Source organism: Hydrogenophilus thiooxidans (assembly GCF_019049855.1).
Taxonomy (GTDB): Bacteria; Pseudomonadota; Gammaproteobacteria; order Burkholderiales; family Rhodocyclaceae; genus Hydrogenophilus; species Hydrogenophilus thiooxidans.
This window is the reverse complement of record NZ_JAHLSY010000002.1, coordinates 94,870-111,532: the sequence shown is the minus strand read 5'-3', so window position 1 is coordinate 111,532 and position 16,663 is coordinate 94,870. Positions and strand designations below refer to the sequence as shown.

The window sequence follows — 16,663 nt, the reverse complement described above, 5'->3', positions numbered from 1 at the left end:
TAATTAGCAATCAAAAAAATTTACCACAACCAAAGGAGACAGCGATGAAAAGACGGGAATTCTTGCAAAGTTCGCTCGCAACCCTGTTGTTGCCGGTTGCGTGGCACGCTCAAGCGCAGGGTCAAACCTTCGTGACGATCCTCACGGGGGGAACGAGCGGTGTCTATTATCCGCTTGGTGTTGCGCTGTCTCAGGTCGTTGGCCAAGTACTGCCCAATGCCAAGGTGAATGTCCAAGCCACCAAGGCCTCTGCCGAGAACCTCAACCTGCTTGCGAAAGGGCGGGGAGAGGTGGCGTTTACGTTGGGGGACACGTTCGCTTACGCATGGAGTGGTGATGCTGAGGCCGGTTTCCCAACGCCGCTCAAACAGTTGCGCACCCTGGCGGCGATCTACCCCAACTACATTCAGATCGTCGCCAGTAAAGATTCGGGGATTCGCTCTCTGACCGATCTCAAAGGGAAACGGGTTGCGGTGGGTGCGCCCCGCAGCGGCACCGAAATCAACGCCCGAACGATCTTTCAGGCAGCAGGGTTCTCCTACGCGGAGTTGGGGAAAGTCGAATATGTCTCGTTCGGCGAATCGGTGGAGTTGATGAAGAATCGTCAACTCGACGCGACTCTGATCTCCGCCGGTTTGGGTGTGGCCGCGGTGCGCGACTTGGGCGCGGCGCTACCGATCGTGCTCGTGCCCGTTCCCGAAGCGGTGGTGGCGAAAATCGGCAACCCAGTCTTCCAACCGGAGACCATTCCAGCGGGAACCTATGAAGGGCAGAGTGAGCCGGTATCGACGGTAGCCATCCGCAACTATCTTGCCACCCATGACGGCGTGGCAGAAGATCTGGTCTATGCAATCACCAAAGCGCTCTTCGAGCATCTCGAGGCGTTGGTCGCAGCGCACAGTGCCGCAAAAGGGGTTCAGCTCGAACGGGCGGCAGAAAATCCCCCCGCTCCGCTCCATCCGGGAGCGGCCCGTTACTACCGCGAACGGGGTGTGCTGCGCTGATCCCCTCCGTGTGACAGAGCGTGGGGGACGCGATGCGTCAAACGAGCGATACGGGTAAGGCGGTTGAGGGTGGGGCGGTTGAGCCGAGTGCCGCACCCCCTCATGTGCCCCACGCCGAAGAGTCGGAAGCGGTGGCGCGCCTTGCGGCACTTGCCCGCGGCTGGCGCTGGTTGGTGGGTGGAGTCGCGCTTGCGTTTTCGTGTTATCAACTGCTGGTCGCGGCGTTCCATCCCTGGTCGTCGCAACTCGTTCGGGAGTGGCACGTTGCGTTTTTGCTCGTCCTTACTTTTCTGCTCTATCCGGCGCGCCGCCGTGTTGTCGAGGCGGCAGCGCCGGTACGGGGCGGTGGGATCGGTGGACTGTTTCTGGCGCTCGTTGCAGCGTCTCTGGCTCTCTATTATGGGGTTTTCGAACACGATCTGATTCTGCGCGCCGGAGATCCGACCCAAGCCGATCTTGCCGTTGGCGTCGCGCTCTTGATCTTGGTATTCGAGGCCGCGCGAAGGGTGTTGGGTTGGCCTCTGCCCCTGCTCTGCGCGCTCTTCTTGGCGTACGCGCTCTTTGGTCAGTGGGCGCCTGGGGCGCTGGCCCATCGCGGTTATGCATGGCAGCAGGTGGTCGAGCAGCTCAGTTTCGGCGCTGAGGGGATCTTCGGAATTCCGATCTACGTTTCCGCGACCTATATCTTTCTCTTCATCCTCTTCGGCGCATTCTTGGAACGGGCCGGGATGGTGCAACTCTTCAACGAGGTGGCGTTGGGGTTGGTGGGTCGCGCAGCGGGCGGCCCCGCGAAAGTTTCGGTGCTTTCGTCGGCGTTGATGGGGACGATTTCCGGTTCAGCGGTGGCAAACGTTTTGACGACCGGACAATTCACGATCCCATTGATGAAACGCGGCGGTTTTTCTCCGACTTTTGCCGCAGCGGTAGAAGCAACCGCGTCGATGGGTGGGCAAGTGATGCCACCCGTGATGGGGGCGGTCGCGTTCATCATGGCGGAAAACATCGGCGTACCCTACGCTGAAATCGTCCGTGCGGCGATCGTGCCGGCGCTGCTCTATTTCGCTACGGTATTCTGGATGGTGCACCTGGAAGCGAAGCGACGCGGCTTAGCGGGGCTTGCGCCCAAGGAGTGCCCCAACGCGTGGCAAGCGTTGCGCGCCCGGTGGTATTTGGTGTTGCCGCTCGTTGGGCTTGTTTGGTTATTGTTCGCGGGGTATACCCCGATGTATGCGGGGATGGCAGGGTTGGCCCTCACCGCGGTGCTCGTCTTGGGAACCGCTGTGGCGGCGATGGTCTCGCGGCAAGCGTTTCGATACCTCTTCTGGATTGCCGTTGGCGTTTGGGGAGCGCTGGTCGTGCGCTGGGGCGTCTTGCCGGTGTTGCTGCTCCTGGCCGCGTTGGGAGTGGTGCTCTTTTGGCGTCGTGAGGGACGAAACACGTTGCATCGGGTGCGTGAGAGTCTCATCGTCGGAGCGATGCAGGCGTTACCCGTTGGGGTGGCTTGTGCGATCGTCGGGGTGATCATTGGCGTACTGACGCTGACGGGTGCTGCTACGTCGCTAGCGGGTTATATCCTCTCTGTCGGGAAGCAGCATCTGTTCCTGGCGCTCGTCTTGACGATGCTGATTTGTCTCGTCTTAGGGATGGGGATCCCGACGATCCCCAATTACATCATCGTGAGTGCGATCGCGGCGCCAGCGCTCCTCGAGTTGGGGGTGCCGCTCATCGTCAGCCATATGTATGTCTTTTATTTCGGCCTGATGGCCGATCTCACCCCTCCTGTGGCGCTCGCGGCGTATGCCGCGTCGAGCATCGCGAAATCCCCGCCGTTACCTACCAGTCTCAAAGCGTTTCAGCTGGGGGCCGCTGGTTTTGTCGTTCCGTATCTTGCCGTTTATGATCCTGCGTTGATGTTGCAAGGCGACCCAGCCTGGTGGGCCGTTTTGTGGGCGATCGTGCGCGCCCTGTTCGCGGTAGGGTGTTGGGGGTACGCGATCATCGGTACCCGTAAGGGTGGTGGTTCCCTTGCTTGGTGGGAGCGGCTTTTGGCCGTAGCGGCGGCGCTTCTTCTGGCGGTACCGTGGTGGGTTGCCGATCTCGCAGGAATTTTTGCGGCCGGGCTGCTCATCGTTCGCGAGATCGGGTTGAATGGATAACATGGCTTGGCTGCTTTGCCTCTCCTGGGCGGCATTCGGTGCCTCGGGGGCGCGTGACGCGTCGCCGCACGCCCCTTCGGCGCCGATTCTGGAGGTATTGGGAGCAGCGGGGACGTTGCGTTGGCGCCATTCCATCGAAAAGAGCTGGTGGGAAGAGGCGTACACGGCCGAACCCGGTGGCGTGCGTCTGCTTGCGGCACGCGTGCGGGGTAGCGGTGCGGGCATGGAACCGCCACCGGAGGCCCATTTTGAGCACGGTGTTTGGGTCTATCGCCCCAACCGGCTGTTGCCGAAAGTGGTTTTGACCCACTCTTCCTTTGCCGCGCCCTATGAATGGTGTGGCGAAGGAAGCGGCTGTCGTGCGTTGTTGCCACCGGCAAGCCGTTTGGATGCCGAGCAGGCTCCGATGACGTCGGTATCTGCTTGGCGTATGGAGATCGCGCCGTGTCGCGGGGAACAAAAAAGCACCTAATGGGAGCCGATCGATGAGCTATCGCCCTTTTTGTTGGGAAGATCCATTTTTATTGGAAAACCAGTTGTCTGATGAGGAGCGCGCCGCGCGCGATACCGCAGCGCGCTACGCGCGGGAGCGCTTGCAGCCGCGGGTGCGTGAAGCGTTTCGCGAAGAGAAGTGCGATCGTGCGATTTTCCGCGAGATGGGGGAACTGGGGCTTTTGGGATGCACGCTGCCTACCGAGTATGGGTGCGCCGCGATGAATGCGGTGAGCTACGGTCTGATCGCGCGGGAGATCGAGCGCATCGATTCCGGCTTTCGCTCGATGTTGAGCGTACAAAGTTCGCTCGTGATGTTACCCATCTATCTCTTTGGCACCGAAGCGCAGCGGCAGAAATTCCTCCCGAAGTTAGCCACAGGCGAGTGGGTTGGCTGTTTCGGCCTTACCGAACCCAACCACGGATCCGACCCCGGCAGTATGGAGAGCCGGGCGCGCGCGGTCCCGGGGGGGTATCGCTTGACGGGCCGCAAGATGTGGATCACCAACAGTCCGATCGCCGACGTCTTCGTCGTTTGGGCGAAAGATGACGCCGGCACCATTCGCGGTTTCGTGCTCGAAAAGGGCTTGAAAGGGTTGAGCGCGCCGGCGATTCACGGCAAAGTGGGGTTGCGAACCTCGATCACCGGTGAGATCGTGATGGATGAGGTGTTCGTCCCCGAAGAGAACGTTTTTCCGGAGATTCGCGGGTTGCGTGGCCCTTTTACGTGCCTCGATTCGGCGCGCTACGGCATCGCTTGGGGCGCTCTGGGCGCAGCGGAATTTTGCTGGCATACCGCGCGGCAGTATGTGCTCGATCGCAAGCAGTTCGGAAAGCCGCTTGCCGCGAACCAACTCATCCAGAAGAAGTTGGCCGATATGCAAACCGAAATCGCAATCGGGTTACAGGCGTGCTTGCGGTTGGGGCGGATGAAAGACGAAGGGATCGCGGCGCCGGAGGTCACCTCGATGCTCAAACGCAACTCCTGCGGCAAAGCGCTCGAAATTGCCCGAATGGCGCGTGACATGCTGGGCGGCAACGGAATTTCGGATGAGTTCGGCGTGATTCGCCATCTGGTCAATCTCGAGGTGGTCAATACCTACGAAGGGACGCACGATATCCACGCGCTCATTCTGGGGCGGGCGCAAACGGGGATCGCCGCGTTTTGACCCAAGCGGTTGCGCCGGAGGGGAAAATCAGCGGGAAGCGGTGGTCGGCGTGAGCGCCGCTTCTTTTTTGTTGCTCGTCTGAGTCCGCTTGACGGTTTCGCTGCGCGTAGCGGGTTTGTTCGATGCCGTTTCGCTCAGTACGCGCTTTATGTTGCGCGCGCCCTCTGGGGTTTTTGCCGTAGCGGTTACCGATTTCCCAGTACGTTCTTTCTGCTTTGCTGCTGTAGCCAGCGCTTTAGCCGGTAGGGTTCGTTGTGGCTCTTTGACCTTTTTGCTCGCTTCCTTTTGCGCGGTTACGTTATGCGCAAGCTGTGCAGTGACTCGGCTCGCGGTGCCGGTAGCGTTTTGGCGGGCAGCGGGGTGTTGCGTCGCCGCGGCGCGTCGAATTTGGTTCGAGGCAAGCTCTTTCGGTTGGTTCGTGGCCGGCGGTTGATGTGGGTGGGTTGAAGGAAGGGTAGCTACCTCTGCCACTTCGGTTTTGCCCACGGTGCGCTCGGTGCTCAGGGGGGGCGCAACGACCTCGGACGGGATGTTCTCGGCAGTGGCACCGGGAACCCGCCCTGCGCCGACAAATCGAGCGGTCCAGTATGCTTCGTTCATCGAGGCGACGGTGACCTCTTTGCCACGGCGCGGCGCGTGGAGAAACTGGTCGTTGCCGATATAGATGCCCACATGATCGACCGCGCGCTTTTTGTTTCGCCCGGTTTTGAAGAAAACCAAATCACCGGGACGCAACGCTTCGCGCGTGATTCGTTCGGTCGCATGAAACTGCTCCTGTGACGAGCGGGGCAGTTTGATGCCAGCGCTTGCAAACGCCACCCACACCAGGCCGCTGCAATCGAGCCCCTGCGCGCTCGTGCCCCCTGAGCGGTACGGGGTGCCTTGCAGATCGAAAGCGGTCTTGAGCGCTTCGCGCAGACGGTTTTCCCGTTGCGGCAGCTCGAATCCATAATTCGGCGAACGATAGGCAAGCGCCTGAAGCCACCCGTCGAGCGCGTCGTTTTCTTCCGCCTCCTCACCATTTTCCTCAGCCTCCTCGGAAGCGTTTTCGGAGGCAACGGTGTAGGGCTCTGCGCTCAGCCATGAGCGGTTATTGCCTACCGTGCTACAAGCCGATAGGGTAAAGAGCGCACCGAGGAGCGCCAAGAGCGCAAGAGGACGGATCGCGGTCATTGCGCGATGATGCCGAAAAAATGGAATTTTGGCAACTGGTTATAGGAGCGCCAACGTCGGCTCGGCTTGGTTCATCGTGTAAAAGTGGAATCCCGGCGCGCCCAAAGCACGCAACCGTTCAAGGAGGTGTGCAACTACCTCGTGACCGAAGGCGCGGATGCTTGCGATGTCGTCGCCAAACCCTTCCATCTTACGCCGGATCCAGCGCGGGATTTCCGCGCCGCAGCTATCCGCGAAACGGGCCAAGCGGAAAAACTGGGTGATCGGCATGATCCCCGGGATGATCGGTTGCGTCACACCACGGCGTGCCGCTTCGTCACGGAAGTGGGCGTACGCGTCCGGGTTGTAGAAAAATTGGGTGATTGCGCAGTCGGCGCCAGCGGCCATTTTTGCGGCGAACGCATCGAGGTCGGCGATCGCGTGTTTTGCTTGGGGGTGGTATTCCGGGTACGCCGCTACCGCAATCCAGAAGGTGTCATCGTAACGGGCGCGCACGAACGTAACGAGATCGCGCGCGTAGCGAAACGGCCCGGGATCGACGACACCAGAGGGGAGATCGCCACGCAACAGCACCAAGCGGCGGATCCCTGCGGCCCGATAGCGGTCGAGAATCGCAACGATCGACGCTTCGGTGGCGCCGATTCCAGAGAGGTGCGGCGCGACCTCCCAGCCGGCAGCTTGCAGCGCGTCGACTGCGGCAAAGGTCCGATCACGGGTGCTGCCACCCGCGCCGTAGGTGACCGAGGCGTAGGCAAAGCGTCCCGTGGTTTGGAGCTTTTGGGCAGTGGCGCACAGTTTTGCCATGCCTTCAGGGGTTTGCGGGGGAAAGAATTCGACTGAGTACTCCATCTTCGGGTTTCCTGTTTCGGGTGGGTAGTGCAGCGACATACGCGATCGAAAGCGGCGTTGGGCAGCGGAGAGCGCTCTCATGGGAACTCGGATCGACCGGCTATGTGGGCGCACCTCGAACCGCTGCGATCAGGAACTCCTGATTTCCCGGCTGGTTGCCGACGCCGCCGCCCCGAATCGGGCTGGGGAACCACGCGACGGTGTGCCAACCGAGTGCGGTGAGCGCTGCAACCATCTGCCGTTGCAGCGCGGGTTCGTGTTGCGCCCAGTCACGAACGATGCCGTTTTTGCCCAATGCCTCTGGACCCAGCTCGAATTGCGGTTTGATGAGCCAGATGAGCCGCGCCACGCTGCGCGCAAGGGGCAGGACCGCTGGCCACACCGTTTGCGCGGAAATAAACGAGAGATCGCCAACGATCAGATCGAACCCAGAAGGGGGAAACGCTGCGCCGAGCTGCGCTGCGGTGACCGTACGGGCATTCACCCCTTCGAATGTGACGATCGGTACCTCACGAACGGCAGCGGCATCCGGCTTCGTGCCAGCGGGAACCACAAGCGCTTGGGTGCGGAGCGGAGCCGCCAACTGATCGTGTCCGACCTCCAAGCCGACAACGCGCCGCACGCCATGGCGCAGCAGGCAGTCGGTGAAACCGCCCGTCGATTGCCCGACGTCAAGCGCCACGCAACCAGCGATCGACCAGCCTAGCGCGGTGAGTGCCGCGTCGAGTTTGTCACCCGCACGAGAAACATAGCGCGGGCGTTCGGTTTCCGCGACGGTGAGAGTGGCGTCGTAGGGCACCAGATGGGCCGCTTTACGGCAGATTGTGCCATCAACCGCCACCGCGCCAGCGGCAATCAACCGCTGCGCCGCGGTGCGCGACGGCGCTAGACCCCGCGCGACCAGCTCCAGGTCGAGGCGACTGAGGCCCGTCGGCGTCGTGCTGGCGTCAAAACGCGAACGATTCGCCTGTAGTGCGGTGGGCACGTCAGCGGATGCCGCATGCCCACGCCGTTGCGACGCCGTGCGGGGGCGTTTGCTGCGCGCGTGAAAGTGGTTCATCGCCATCGCGCGCGGTCCGCACTAGTAGCGGTAGTGCTCCGGTTTGTAGGGGCCTTCCACGGGAACGCCGATGTAGGCCGCTTGCTCCGGCGTCAGTGTCGTGAGTTGCGCATCGAAGCGGGTCAGTTGCAGCCGCGCGACCTTTTCGTCGAGCACCTTCGGCAACCGATAGACCCCCACCGGATAGCGCTCCGGGTGGTTGAAGAGTTCGATTTGCGCCAGGGTCTGGTTCGCGAACGACGAACTCATCACGTAGCTTGGGTGGCCGGTGGCGCACCCGAGATTGACGAGCCGTCCTTCGGCGAGGAGGATGATCCGTTTCCCATCGGGGAAGATCACGTGATCGACCTGCGGTTTGATGTTCTCCCAGCGATACTGGCGCAGGCTGGCGACGTCGATTTCGTTATCGAAGTGGCCGATGTTGCAGACGATCGCCTGGTCTTTCATCCGGACCATGTGGTCGTGGGTAATCACGTGGTAGTTGCCGGTTGCGGTGACGAAGATGTCGGCTTTGTCGCACGCGTAATCCATCGTCACCACGCGGTACCCTTCCATCGCCGCTTGCAGCGCACAGATCGGGTCGATTTCGGTGACCCAGACTTGTGCGCACAGCGCGCGCAGCGCTTGCGCCGAACCCTTACCCACGTCGCCGTAGCCGCAGACCACTGCGATTTTCCCCGCGATCATCACGTCGGTAGCCCGTTTGATGCCGTCGAGCAACGACTCGCGGCAGCCGTAGAGGTTGTCGAATTTCGATTTGGTCACCGAGTCGTTTACGTTGATCGCGGGGAAACGCAATTCGCCCCGTTCGTGCATTTGGTAGAGGCGATGCACGCCGGTGGTGGTCTCTTCGGTGACGCCGCGGATTTCCTGGATTCGCTGCGAATACCAGTTGGGGTCGCGGCGCAGCTGTTCCCGAATCCGAGCAAAGAGGACGCGCTCTTCGTCGCTTTTGGGGGCTTCGAGCACCGAAGGGTCACGTTCCGCTTTGACCCCAAGGTGAAGGAGCAGCGTGGCGTCGCCACCGTCGTCGAGGATCATGTTCGCATAGCGCCCTTCGCCCCAGTCGAAGATGCGGTGGGTGTAGTCCCAGTACTCCTCGAGCGACTCGCCTTTGCGGGCAAAGACGGGAATGCCGCGTGCGGCGATCGCCGCTGCGGCGTGGTCTTGGGTGGAGTAGATGTTGCAGCTCGCCCACCGTACCTCCGCACCGAGTTCGACCAAGGTCTCGATCAGGACCGCGGTTTGGATCGTCATGTGCAGGCTACCGGCGATTCGGGCGCCGGCAAGGGGTTTCTGCGCCGCGTATTCGCGACGGATCGCCATGAGGGCGGGCATTTCGGTTTCGGCGATCGCAATTTCGCGCCGACCCCATGGCGCGAGGGTGGGGTCGGCAATCGCACAGTCGGCAAAGGGCTTGCCGACGAGAGGAAGATCAGCCACAGCGTTCATCGAACCACTCCTTGACGTTGAACGGTGGCCGGGCGGGGGGCTCACCACTCCCCCAACCCGGCGGGTTGGGAATTGGTGAGCGCCGTTTGGGTAAGCCGAGCCTGGGCGGATGACCGCTTGCAGCGCTCCTCGGCACGATAATGATAACACACTGCGCTCGCGCTAGGATGGTGGCGTTTCGCGCGAGGCATGGATGAGATAACGCAGCAGCACGCCGGCAACGATCAGGGGGAGCGCCAGACCCAACGCAAACGTGCGGAATGGCGCAAGAGCGGGGTGGTGCAGGGCGTCGAGCACCAGATGGGTAAGGTAGGCGATATAGAGCGCCACCAAGAGCGCCCCCTCTCGGCGGTTTACGGAGTAGCCGGAAAGCACCACCGGCAGCAGCAGCAAGGTGGCCCCCAGCATCACCCAGAGGTCAGTTGTCGTCACCGAAACTGGCACCGCCAGGCCACCGTGCGGCGTTGCCGCGAGCGCCGACGCGCCCCCTACCGCGAGCAGATTGAAGACGTTGGAGCCGATCACGTTGCCCACTGCCATGTCGCGTTCGCCCTTATAAACGGCCATGAGCGAAGTCGCGATTTCTGGAAGCGACGTGCCCACCGCAACAATCGTCAAACCGATGACCACTTCACTCACTCCAAGCGCTTTGGCGATGGCGACAGCGCCGCTTACTGCAAGGTCGGATCCCCAGACGAGCAACGCCAACCCGCCGACGATGAGCGCGATTTGCACCGGCAGCGGGTCGTCCCAGTGGCTTTTCGGGATCTCTTCGGCGAATTCGGCTTCGGCCGCTTTGTCGGCCAGGCGCGACTGGCGGACGAGAAAGATCGTATAGCCGATGATGAGTGCGGTAAGTAGCGCCCCGTCCAAGGGCGAGAGTGTTCCGTCCAACGCGGTGACGGCAAAAAGCACCGATGTGCCGAGAAGGACCGGAAGCTCCTGTCGGATCACCTGAAGGTGGACGGTCACGGGAGCGATGAGCGCGGAAAGACCGAGTGCGATCAGAATGTTGACGATGTTGGAGCCAACGATGTTGCCCACCGCCATCGCCCCGCTTTCTTTGAGCGCGGCGCCCACCGAAACGGCCAACTCCGGCGCGCTCGTACCGTAGGCGATGATGGTCAGTCCGACAACAAGCGGCGAAATGCCAAAGCGCACGGCGAGTTTGGCGCCACCGCGCACCAAAAGGTCTGCGCCGACCGAAAGGATCACAAGGCCAGCAATGAGAAGCATCCAGGAGGTAGCGTTCATCGGTGCTTCCCAAACGCTCAGAGACCCGCATCGGCCCGCAGCGCGGAGGCTTTGTCGGTCCGCTCCCAGGTGAACTCCGGCTCTTCACGACCGAAGTGCCCGTACGCGGCGGTCTTACTGTAGATGGGGCGGCGCAGATCGAGCGTTTCGATGATCGCCCGCGGGCGCAGGTCGAAGTGGCGAGACACCAACGCTTCGATCTGCTCGTCGGGAATCTTGCCGGTGCCAAAGGTATTGACCATCAGGCTCACGGGGCGCGCAACGCCGATCGCGTAGGCGACCTGCACTTCACACCGCTCGGCAAGACCCGCAGCGACGATGTTTTTCGCAACGTAACGTCCGGCGTACGCAGCGGAGCGGTCGACTTTCGAGGGGTCTTTGCCGCTGAATGCGCCCCCGCCATGGTGTGCGGCGCCACCGTAGGTATCGACGATGATTTTGCGCCCGGTGAGTCCGCAGTCGCCGTGCGGGCCGCCGATTACGAAACGGCCGGTTGGGTTGATGAGATAGCGGATCTCCCCCCGAATCAGCTCGGACGGGAGCACCGGTTTGACGATCTCTTCGATCACCGCTTCCCGAATCTGGTCATAGGTGATGTCGGGGTGGTGTTGGGTCGAGACGACGACGGTGTCGATCGCAGTGGGCTTTCCGTCTTCGTAGCGCACGGTCAACTGGGCTTTCGCATCGGGTCGCAGCCACGGCAGGCGCCCGTCTTTGCGCAGTTGCGCCTGCCGCTCCATGATCCGGTGCGCGTAGTAGATGGGTAGCGGCATCAGGGTCGGCGTTTCGTTGCAGGCAAAGCCAAACATCAACCCTTGATCGCCCGCACCTTGATCGAGGGGATCGTCGTGCGCCTGATTTACCCCTTGCGCGATATCGGGCGATTGGCGGTTGATCGCAACCAGCACCGCGCACGATTTGTAGTCGAAGCCGATCTCGGAGTCGTCGTAGCCGATGCGCTTGACCACCTCTTGCGCGATTTCGCGGTAATTGATGTGGGCACTGGTCGTGATTTCGCCCGAAATGACGACGAGGCCTGTGGAGACCAACGTTTCACAGGCAACGCGCCCGTTCGGGTCTTCGCTGAGAACGGCGTCGAGCACGCCGTCGGAGATTTGGTCGGCGACTTTGTCCGGATGCCCTTCGGAAACCGATTCCGACGTGAAGAGGTAGTGTTTGCCCATGGTATTGCCTCCGATCCCCTTGCTGCCCTGCGTAGGCGGCTCTGAGGGGATCGTGGGCAGAGCTGCCGACGCTTTAGCGGTATTTGCTGTCCGCCCCGCAAGTTGTCGGATTAACTCGGCGGATGGCCAGGTATCATAACAAAATTTTGGGACAAAAGGAACCGCGGTTGACGAAACGGGTGCGGACGGTTTTGTTGCGGAGTCTGCGTTGGGTGTTGGCGCGGCTGTCGCTCGCGGGGGCGCAACGCTTGGGCCGGATGATGGGCTGGGTGTGGTGGCTCGCTTCCGCCCGCTATCGCCGCGATCTCGCGGAAACGCTCGCGTACGCCGGATTTCCGGACCGTGCGTTGCGGCGTCGCGTGATCGGCGAGACGGGCGTTCAAATCGTCGAAGCCTTATGGCTTTGGCTGCAGCCCTATGCGCGGGTGGTGTCACTCGTTCGGTCGGTTGAAGGTTGGGAAGCGGTACGCGCTGCACGAACGGGCGGGAAAGGAATCCTTTTTTTGACACCGCACTTGGGCTCTTTCGAGATTACGTCGCTGTGGGCCGCGCAAACGATGCCGCTCACGGTGCTCTACCGCCCGCCACGCCACCCCGAACTCACGCCCTGGTTGCGCGCGGGGCGAGCGCGCGGTGGGGTGCAGCTTGCGCCAGCCGATCGCAGCGGGGTACGCCAGTTGGTGGCGGCGCTGCGCCGTGGTGAGGCAGTAGGGTTGTTGCCCGACCAGACCCCCAAGGCGGGGGAAGGGGTATGGGCGCCCTTTTTCGGTCGCCCTGCCTGGACGATGACTTTGGCGGCGCGCTTGAGTCTGATGCGGGATGTCGTCACGGTGGTGGTGTGGGGCGAACGGTTGCCAGGGGGTGCCGGATTTCGATTGCATTTCGCGCCGGTGGCGTGGTCGGGTGATGAGGCGGTGGCAACACGCGCCGCGCAGATCAATCGCGTTTTGGAGGAGTGGATCCGGCGCGCTCCTGAGCAGTACCTGTGGGGCTACCCACGCTTCAAGGTGCCCGCTGGAGTAGCCCCGCCGGTGGAAACCTTGCATGGGTAAGTGGTGGCGTTGGCACAAAGATTCGCCGCTGCGGCTTTGGGTGTTGCGTCAGGCGGATCGCGCGGTGGTAGCGCTCATTTGGGCGCTGCATTGGCTGCCGCTACCGGTGTTGGCCAAAGTGGGCGCGCGCTTTGGTACGCTGTTGCGGCTTTTGGCCAAACGGCGGCGACGGATCGCCGAAGTGAATCTTGCGCGCTGTTTTCCGGAATGGACGGAGGAAGCGCGCGCGCGTCTGCTGCGCGAACATTTTCGATTCCTGGGACGGAGTCTCCTGGAGCGGGGCATCGCGTGGTTTGCGCCACCGGAACGGATCCGTCGGCTGGTCCGTTTGGAAGGCTGGGCAGAACATGTCGCGCCGTTGATCGCGGCGGGGAAACCGGTGATTCTGGTCACACCCCATTTTCTGGGTTTGGATCTGGTCGGGACCCGGTTGACGCTTGAAGGGGATTTCGTCAGCGTCTATTCCCGACAGCGCCGCCGCCCGGTCGCTGACCATTGGTTGCGCCACGGTCGGTCGCGGTTTGGGCGGCAACTCTTGGTCGCGCGGCAAGATGGCATTCGATCGGTGGTGCGCGCGCTCAAAGCGGGGCGGCCGTTTTATTATCTGCCAGACCTCGATTACGGAGATAAAGATGCGATTTTCGTCCCCTTTTTCGGAGTGCCGGCGGCAACGATCACGGCGCTGCCGCGCTTAGCGCGTTTGGCAAACGCTGCGGTGGTGTTGTGTATTGCCGAAATCGATCCCGCTGGGCGGGGCTATCGTGCGCGTTTTTCACCGCCATGGCGCGATTATCCAACGGGGGATGAGCGTGCCGATGTGGCGCGGATGAACCGCGAGATCGAGGCTGCGGTCCGTCGTTTGCCCGCGCAATATTTCTGGGTCCATCGCCGCTTCAAAACGCAGCCAGACGGGAAGGGGGCGTGGTACCGATGAGCGGATACCGTGCCTAGAATTGTTGAATTGTTGACTTTGGTGTGCGCTCGACTATAATTGCAAGCCTCGCCGAGCGGGAATAGCTCAGTTGGTAGAGCACAACCTTGCCAAGGTTGGGGTCGCGGGTTCGAGTCCCGTTTCCCGCTCCAGTGGCGCGGTGGCAGAGTGGTTATGCAGAGGACTGCAAATCCTTGGACGTCGGTTCGATTCCGGCCCGCGCCTCCAGGTGTGCGAAAGTCTAGCAACGCGGGAATAGCTCAGTTGGTAGAGCACAACCTTGCCAAGGTTGGGGTCGCGGGTTCGAGTCCCGTTTCCCGCTCCATCTTGCTTTTCTTCGTTTGCTCAGTGCATCTGTTCGGGATCTGGCGGTAGCGGGACGACCAGAATTCCTTCGTCCAACAGAGAAGCCACCTCTTTGCGGCTTGCTTGACCCTTGATCGGGCGAGCGGGCGCCTCACCGGCGTGGATTCGGCGCGCCTCTTCAGGAAATCGATCGCCTACGTCGTGCGCATCTTGTTTGAGTTTTTGCAGAAGCTTCCAGAGGCGCGCCTGGGTTTGTGCTGACGAATCCGGTTCAGTGGTTGGCGTTCTCTGTGACTCCGCTGGGGGTGGCAGCTTCGAAGCGGTATGCACTGCGGGTGCGGGAGGCAAGCGGCGCACTGCTTGCGTGCCGCAATGCGGACAAGTTACCCACCCCTTCGTGATTTGCTGGTCCAGCGCTTCCGCGGAAGGTACCCATAATTCGAAGCGGTGGGCGTTGTCACACGCAAGATCGAAAACAATCATCACGGTTGCGTTTAGGGAAGCGGGATTTGGAAATGCTCGAGCGTTTCCACCGTGAGCGCGCCTGCTGCGAGCCCGTGGTCGCGTTGGTACGCGATCATCGCGCGACTCGTTGCGATGCCGAGCTTGCCATCGATCGGGCCTGGATCGTAACCCGACGCTTGGAGCTTCGCCTGGAGCGCCCGGACCAATTCCGGTGTGATGTCACTGTTGCACAACGCTTGGCGAAGCGCTACTTGTGGCTCGCCTTCGTAGAGCGTCTTGATCAGTTCGATCACTTTGGGCGGCATCGCTCTCTCTTCGACCCGTTCCGGTTGGGCGAGGGTTAGCGCAGGAATTTTCTGAATGGTGGGTTGGATCTCCACCGGTACCGCGCGCGCGGGTTTGTCGAGCACCCAGCGGGTGACCTCTTTGTATTCGGCAGGAATGACTTCGACTTTGGTCGTTGGGGGTTTCACCAGCACGCGCCGCTCGACATTTTTGGTCTTGGCTGGGAGGGTGCGCGCGCAAAGGGGTTGCACTGCGCCTTCGAGCAAACGGTTGACACCAGGTATGCGGCACCGTTCGAGTATCGTGCGTTCGGCTTCGATCACCACCGTCTCGGTTCGGGTCTCATAGACCGGCGGGATCGTGATCGTTCGGCGGATTTCGGGTTTGACCAAAACTTTCTCGGTGACCGCTTTATAGACAGGCGGTTCGATACGATAGGTCGTTCCTCCTTCGCGGATGATGACCTCTTTCTGCGTCTTTGCCAGCTGTGCCGGGGAGACTTCGAACGTTGTCGCGCCATCCTGAACGACGATCGGAAGCGGCTCTTTTTTCGGGAGGGGATAGATCACCGCCTGTACCCAGCATTGCCCCGGGGTGACGCGGGTAGTCAGCAACGGTTGGAGGGGTTGCTGGGAGGGTGATGGCGATGGGGTGGCGGTCTGGTCGGCCGTTTCGGTATGATGGGCGGGGCTGGGTTCCCAGGCGATCCGATTGGGCAACGAATGGGCTTGCGGATTCGGTGCGGGCATGGGCGTTTGTGGTGGCTCGCTGGGGCGCGAAGCGGTGTCTTGTTGTTCGGTGCGCGATGGTGTGGATGTCGATGCATAAGGCAGTTGCGAACACGCAGGGAGGATCGCGGACAAAGCAAGCCACAAGCTTAAACGGGACGTGGTCATTTTTTGCTGCTCCGGCTGGCGGTTACAGATAGAATTGTAACGGAATTTCCAAGGGGTGAAGGGTGGGAAATCATTTGCGTTACATGCCGGGTTGGTTACTGACTGGAGTTGGGGTCGTTTTGGCATTTTGGCTCGGTTTTTTTGGGGTGGTCGCGTGGTGGCACGGGCAGCAACAACCCGACGATCCGAAGCGCGTCTTCGCCGCGAAACCGGTTGCTGAAACGCAAGCGACTTCCGTTTCGCAGTCTCTTCCCCACATGCAGGTTCCAGAGCAGGAAGTCGGAGCCGGAGTCGATACTGCGCCAACGGTATCGTCGTCGTCCGTTCCGAACCCAGGGGATCTGCTGCAGCTGCCCGCGACGCGTCCGGAATCGTCCGCTCCGAATTCCGCCGACGCAACGCAGGAACAGACGTTGTCTGTCGTTTCCAGTACCAAGAGCGAGAAAACTTCCGTTCGACGGCTGTCGCAATCTGCGGCGCCTGTTGACGAGGACGCTTCGCTCGAGGTGGTGCGACACCAATGGTATGCGTGGCAACAGGCGAATCGCTGGGTTTTGATCGTTCGTCGAGGCGTATCGAAAGCGTCGCTCGAAAAAGAACGGTCCCGGTTGCAGCCGATGGTGCCCTCTGGTTTGGAGCTGCTACTCGTACCCACTTCTCGCGGCAATAACCGGCACGTGTGGTTGCTGGTGTTAGGACCCTTTGCGACCCAAGAAGCAGCGCGTTCGACGGTGTTCGCGTTGCCCGTATCTTTTCTGAACGAGGAGATGGATCTGACGCGCGCCAACGCGATTCGTTGGCAGTGGTGAGGATAAAGGTGGTGGCCAGGGGCGGAATCGAACCACCGACACGCGGATTTTCAGTCCGCTGCTCTACCAACTGAGCTACCTGGCCGGGAGACCCGAATGATACGGGAATCCGAGGTTTGGGTCAAT

Annotated in this window: 15 protein-coding genes, 4 tRNA genes and 1 riboswitch; of the genes, 10 read left to right on the top strand and 9 right to left on the bottom strand. The window is 61.5% G+C overall.

Going from position 1 to position 16,663, the window contains the following annotated elements:
• The first annotated feature begins 44 nt into the window (after positions 1 to 44).
• Genes KUL93_RS01465 through KUL93_RS01450 form a run of 4 tightly spaced genes read left to right on the top strand, consistent with a single transcriptional unit; the run spans position 45 to position 4,821 of the window.
• Positions 45 to 1,004 carry a TAXI family TRAP transporter solute-binding subunit gene (locus tag KUL93_RS01465; protein WP_217125352.1) on the top strand — a complete coding sequence of 320 codons (960 nt, stop codon included), beginning with the start codon at positions 45 to 47 and terminating at the stop codon, positions 1,002 to 1,004.
• 32 nt (positions 1,005 to 1,036) lie between these two features.
• Positions 1,037 to 3,160, top strand: a complete 2,124-nt coding sequence (locus tag KUL93_RS01460; protein ID WP_217125351.1) for a TRAP transporter permease — start codon at positions 1,037 to 1,039, stop codon at positions 3,158 to 3,160.
• A 1-nt stretch (position 3,161) separates the two neighbouring features.
• Positions 3,162 to 3,632, top strand: coding sequence for a DUF1850 domain-containing protein (locus KUL93_RS01455; protein ID WP_217125350.1), 471 nt, complete (start codon positions 3,162 to 3,164; stop codon positions 3,630 to 3,632).
• Positions 3,633 to 3,645: 13 nt separating this feature from the next.
• Entirely contained in the window at positions 3,646 to 4,821 is a 1,176-nt protein-coding gene (locus KUL93_RS01450) for an acyl-CoA dehydrogenase (protein WP_217125349.1), read from the top strand.
• A 27-nt stretch (positions 4,822 to 4,848) separates the two neighbouring features.
• Here the strand turns inward: KUL93_RS01450 and KUL93_RS01445 are convergent, their stop codons facing one another.
• From KUL93_RS01445 to metK, 6 genes are all read right to left on the bottom strand, one after another.
• Positions 4,849 to 5,994: a C40 family peptidase gene (locus tag KUL93_RS01445; protein ID WP_217125348.1), complete on the bottom strand. Its 1,146-nt coding sequence runs from the start codon at positions 5,992 to 5,994 to the stop codon at positions 4,849 to 4,851.
• Between the two features lie 39 nt (positions 5,995 to 6,033).
• Positions 6,034 to 6,843 (bottom strand): methylenetetrahydrofolate reductase, encoded by an 810-nt coding sequence (locus KUL93_RS01440; RefSeq protein WP_217125347.1) that lies wholly within the window; start codon positions 6,841 to 6,843, stop codon positions 6,034 to 6,036.
• A 100-nt stretch (positions 6,844 to 6,943) separates the two neighbouring features.
• On the bottom strand, positions 6,944 to 7,909 hold the full coding sequence (locus KUL93_RS01435) for a TlyA family RNA methyltransferase (protein ID WP_217125346.1): 966 nt from the start codon (positions 7,907 to 7,909) through the stop codon (positions 6,944 to 6,946).
• 15 nt (positions 7,910 to 7,924) lie between these two features.
• Positions 7,925 to 9,355 carry an adenosylhomocysteinase gene (gene ahcY, locus KUL93_RS01430; RefSeq protein ID WP_217125345.1) on the bottom strand — a complete coding sequence of 477 codons (1,431 nt, stop codon included), beginning with the start codon at positions 9,353 to 9,355 and terminating at the stop codon, positions 7,925 to 7,927.
• Between the two features lie 70 nt (positions 9,356 to 9,425).
• Positions 9,426 to 9,492: riboswitch (S-adenosyl-L-homocysteine riboswitch) on the bottom strand.
• Between the two features lie 25 nt (positions 9,493 to 9,517).
• Positions 9,518 to 10,609 carry a calcium/sodium antiporter gene (locus KUL93_RS01425; protein WP_217125344.1) on the bottom strand — a complete coding sequence of 364 codons (1,092 nt, stop codon included), beginning with the start codon at positions 10,607 to 10,609 and terminating at the stop codon, positions 9,518 to 9,520.
• A 17-nt stretch (positions 10,610 to 10,626) separates the two neighbouring features.
• The gene (gene metK, locus KUL93_RS01420; RefSeq protein WP_217125343.1) at positions 10,627 to 11,793 is read right to left on the bottom strand and encodes a methionine adenosyltransferase; all 1,167 of its coding nucleotides are present in this window, start codon (positions 11,791 to 11,793) and stop codon (positions 10,627 to 10,629) included.
• Positions 11,794 to 11,960: 167 nt separating this feature from the next.
• On the opposite strand from metK, the gene KUL93_RS01415 reads away from it, so the two are divergent.
• From KUL93_RS01415 to KUL93_RS01395, 5 genes are all read left to right on the top strand, one after another.
• A complete protein-coding gene (locus tag KUL93_RS01415) occupies positions 11,961 to 12,845 on the top strand; it encodes a lysophospholipid acyltransferase family protein (RefSeq protein WP_217125342.1) in 885 nt (294 codons plus the stop codon).
• Positions 12,838 to 13,779, top strand: a complete 942-nt coding sequence (locus KUL93_RS01410; protein ID WP_217125341.1) for a lysophospholipid acyltransferase family protein — start codon at positions 12,838 to 12,840, stop codon at positions 13,777 to 13,779. Before KUL93_RS01415 ends, KUL93_RS01410 begins: the two co-directional genes overlap by 8 nt.
• 73 nt (positions 13,780 to 13,852) lie before the next feature.
• Positions 13,853 to 13,928, top strand: a tRNA-Gly gene (locus KUL93_RS01405).
• 2 nt (positions 13,929 to 13,930) lie between these two features.
• Positions 13,931 to 14,004, top strand: a tRNA-Cys gene (locus KUL93_RS01400).
• Positions 14,005 to 14,025: 21 nt separating this feature from the next.
• Positions 14,026 to 14,101, top strand: a tRNA-Gly gene (locus tag KUL93_RS01395).
• Positions 14,102 to 14,121: 20 nt separating this feature from the next.
• Here KUL93_RS01395 and KUL93_RS01390 read toward each other — a convergent pair.
• Together KUL93_RS01390 and KUL93_RS01385 are read right to left on the bottom strand one after the other, a co-directional pair.
• Positions 14,122 to 14,565 (bottom strand): DUF1178 family protein, encoded by a 444-nt coding sequence (locus tag KUL93_RS01390; protein WP_217125340.1) that lies wholly within the window; start codon positions 14,563 to 14,565, stop codon positions 14,122 to 14,124.
• 11 nt (positions 14,566 to 14,576) lie between these two features.
• Positions 14,577 to 15,581 (bottom strand): peptidoglycan-binding domain-containing protein, encoded by a 1,005-nt coding sequence (locus KUL93_RS01385; RefSeq protein ID WP_217125339.1) that lies wholly within the window; start codon positions 15,579 to 15,581, stop codon positions 14,577 to 14,579.
• A 209-nt stretch (positions 15,582 to 15,790) separates the two neighbouring features.
• Between KUL93_RS01385 and KUL93_RS01380 the strand changes: the two genes are divergently transcribed.
• A complete protein-coding gene (locus KUL93_RS01380) occupies positions 15,791 to 16,537 on the top strand; it encodes a hypothetical protein (protein ID WP_217125338.1) in 747 nt (248 codons plus the stop codon).
• Positions 16,538 to 16,546: 9 nt separating this feature from the next.
• Here KUL93_RS01380 and KUL93_RS01375 read toward each other — a convergent pair.
• Positions 16,547 to 16,622: transfer RNA gene (locus tag KUL93_RS01375), tRNA-Phe, on the bottom strand.
• Positions 16,623 to 16,663: the final 41 nt, after the last annotated feature.

Excerpts from the sequence above, each read along its gene's own strand:
- KUL93_RS01465 (WP_217125352.1), top strand. The coding sequence starts at position 45 with ATGAAAAGACGGGAATTCTTGCAAAGTTCGCTCGCAACCCTGTTGTTG.
- KUL93_RS01460 (WP_217125351.1), top strand. The coding sequence starts at position 1,037 with ATGCGTCAAACGAGCGATACGGGTAAGGCGGTTGAGGGTGGGGCGGTT.
- KUL93_RS01455 (WP_217125350.1), top strand. The coding sequence starts at position 3,162 with ATGGCTTGGCTGCTTTGCCTCTCCTGGGCGGCATTCGGTGCCTCGGGG.
- KUL93_RS01450 (WP_217125349.1), top strand. The coding sequence starts at position 3,646 with ATGAGCTATCGCCCTTTTTGTTGGGAAGATCCATTTTTATTGGAAAAC.
- KUL93_RS01445 (WP_217125348.1), bottom strand. The coding sequence starts at position 5,994 with ATGACCGCGATCCGTCCTCTTGCGCTCTTGGCGCTCCTCGGTGCGCTC.
- KUL93_RS01440 (WP_217125347.1), bottom strand. The coding sequence starts at position 6,843 with ATGGAGTACTCAGTCGAATTCTTTCCCCCGCAAACCCCTGAAGGCATG.
- KUL93_RS01435 (WP_217125346.1), bottom strand. The coding sequence starts at position 7,909 with ATGGCGATGAACCACTTTCACGCGCGCAGCAAACGCCCCCGCACGGCG.
- ahcY (WP_217125345.1), bottom strand. The coding sequence starts at position 9,355 with ATGAACGCTGTGGCTGATCTTCCTCTCGTCGGCAAGCCCTTTGCCGAC.
- KUL93_RS01425 (WP_217125344.1), bottom strand. The coding sequence starts at position 10,609 with ATGAACGCTACCTCCTGGATGCTTCTCATTGCTGGCCTTGTGATCCTT.
- metK (WP_217125343.1), bottom strand. The coding sequence starts at position 11,793 with ATGGGCAAACACTACCTCTTCACGTCGGAATCGGTTTCCGAAGGGCAT.
- KUL93_RS01410 (WP_217125341.1), top strand. The coding sequence starts at position 12,838 with ATGGGTAAGTGGTGGCGTTGGCACAAAGATTCGCCGCTGCGGCTTTGG.
- KUL93_RS01390 (WP_217125340.1), bottom strand. The coding sequence starts at position 14,565 with ATGATTGTTTTCGATCTTGCGTGTGACAACGCCCACCGCTTCGAATTA.
- KUL93_RS01385 (WP_217125339.1), bottom strand. The coding sequence starts at position 15,581 with ATGCCCGCACCGAATCCGCAAGCCCATTCGTTGCCCAATCGGATCGCC.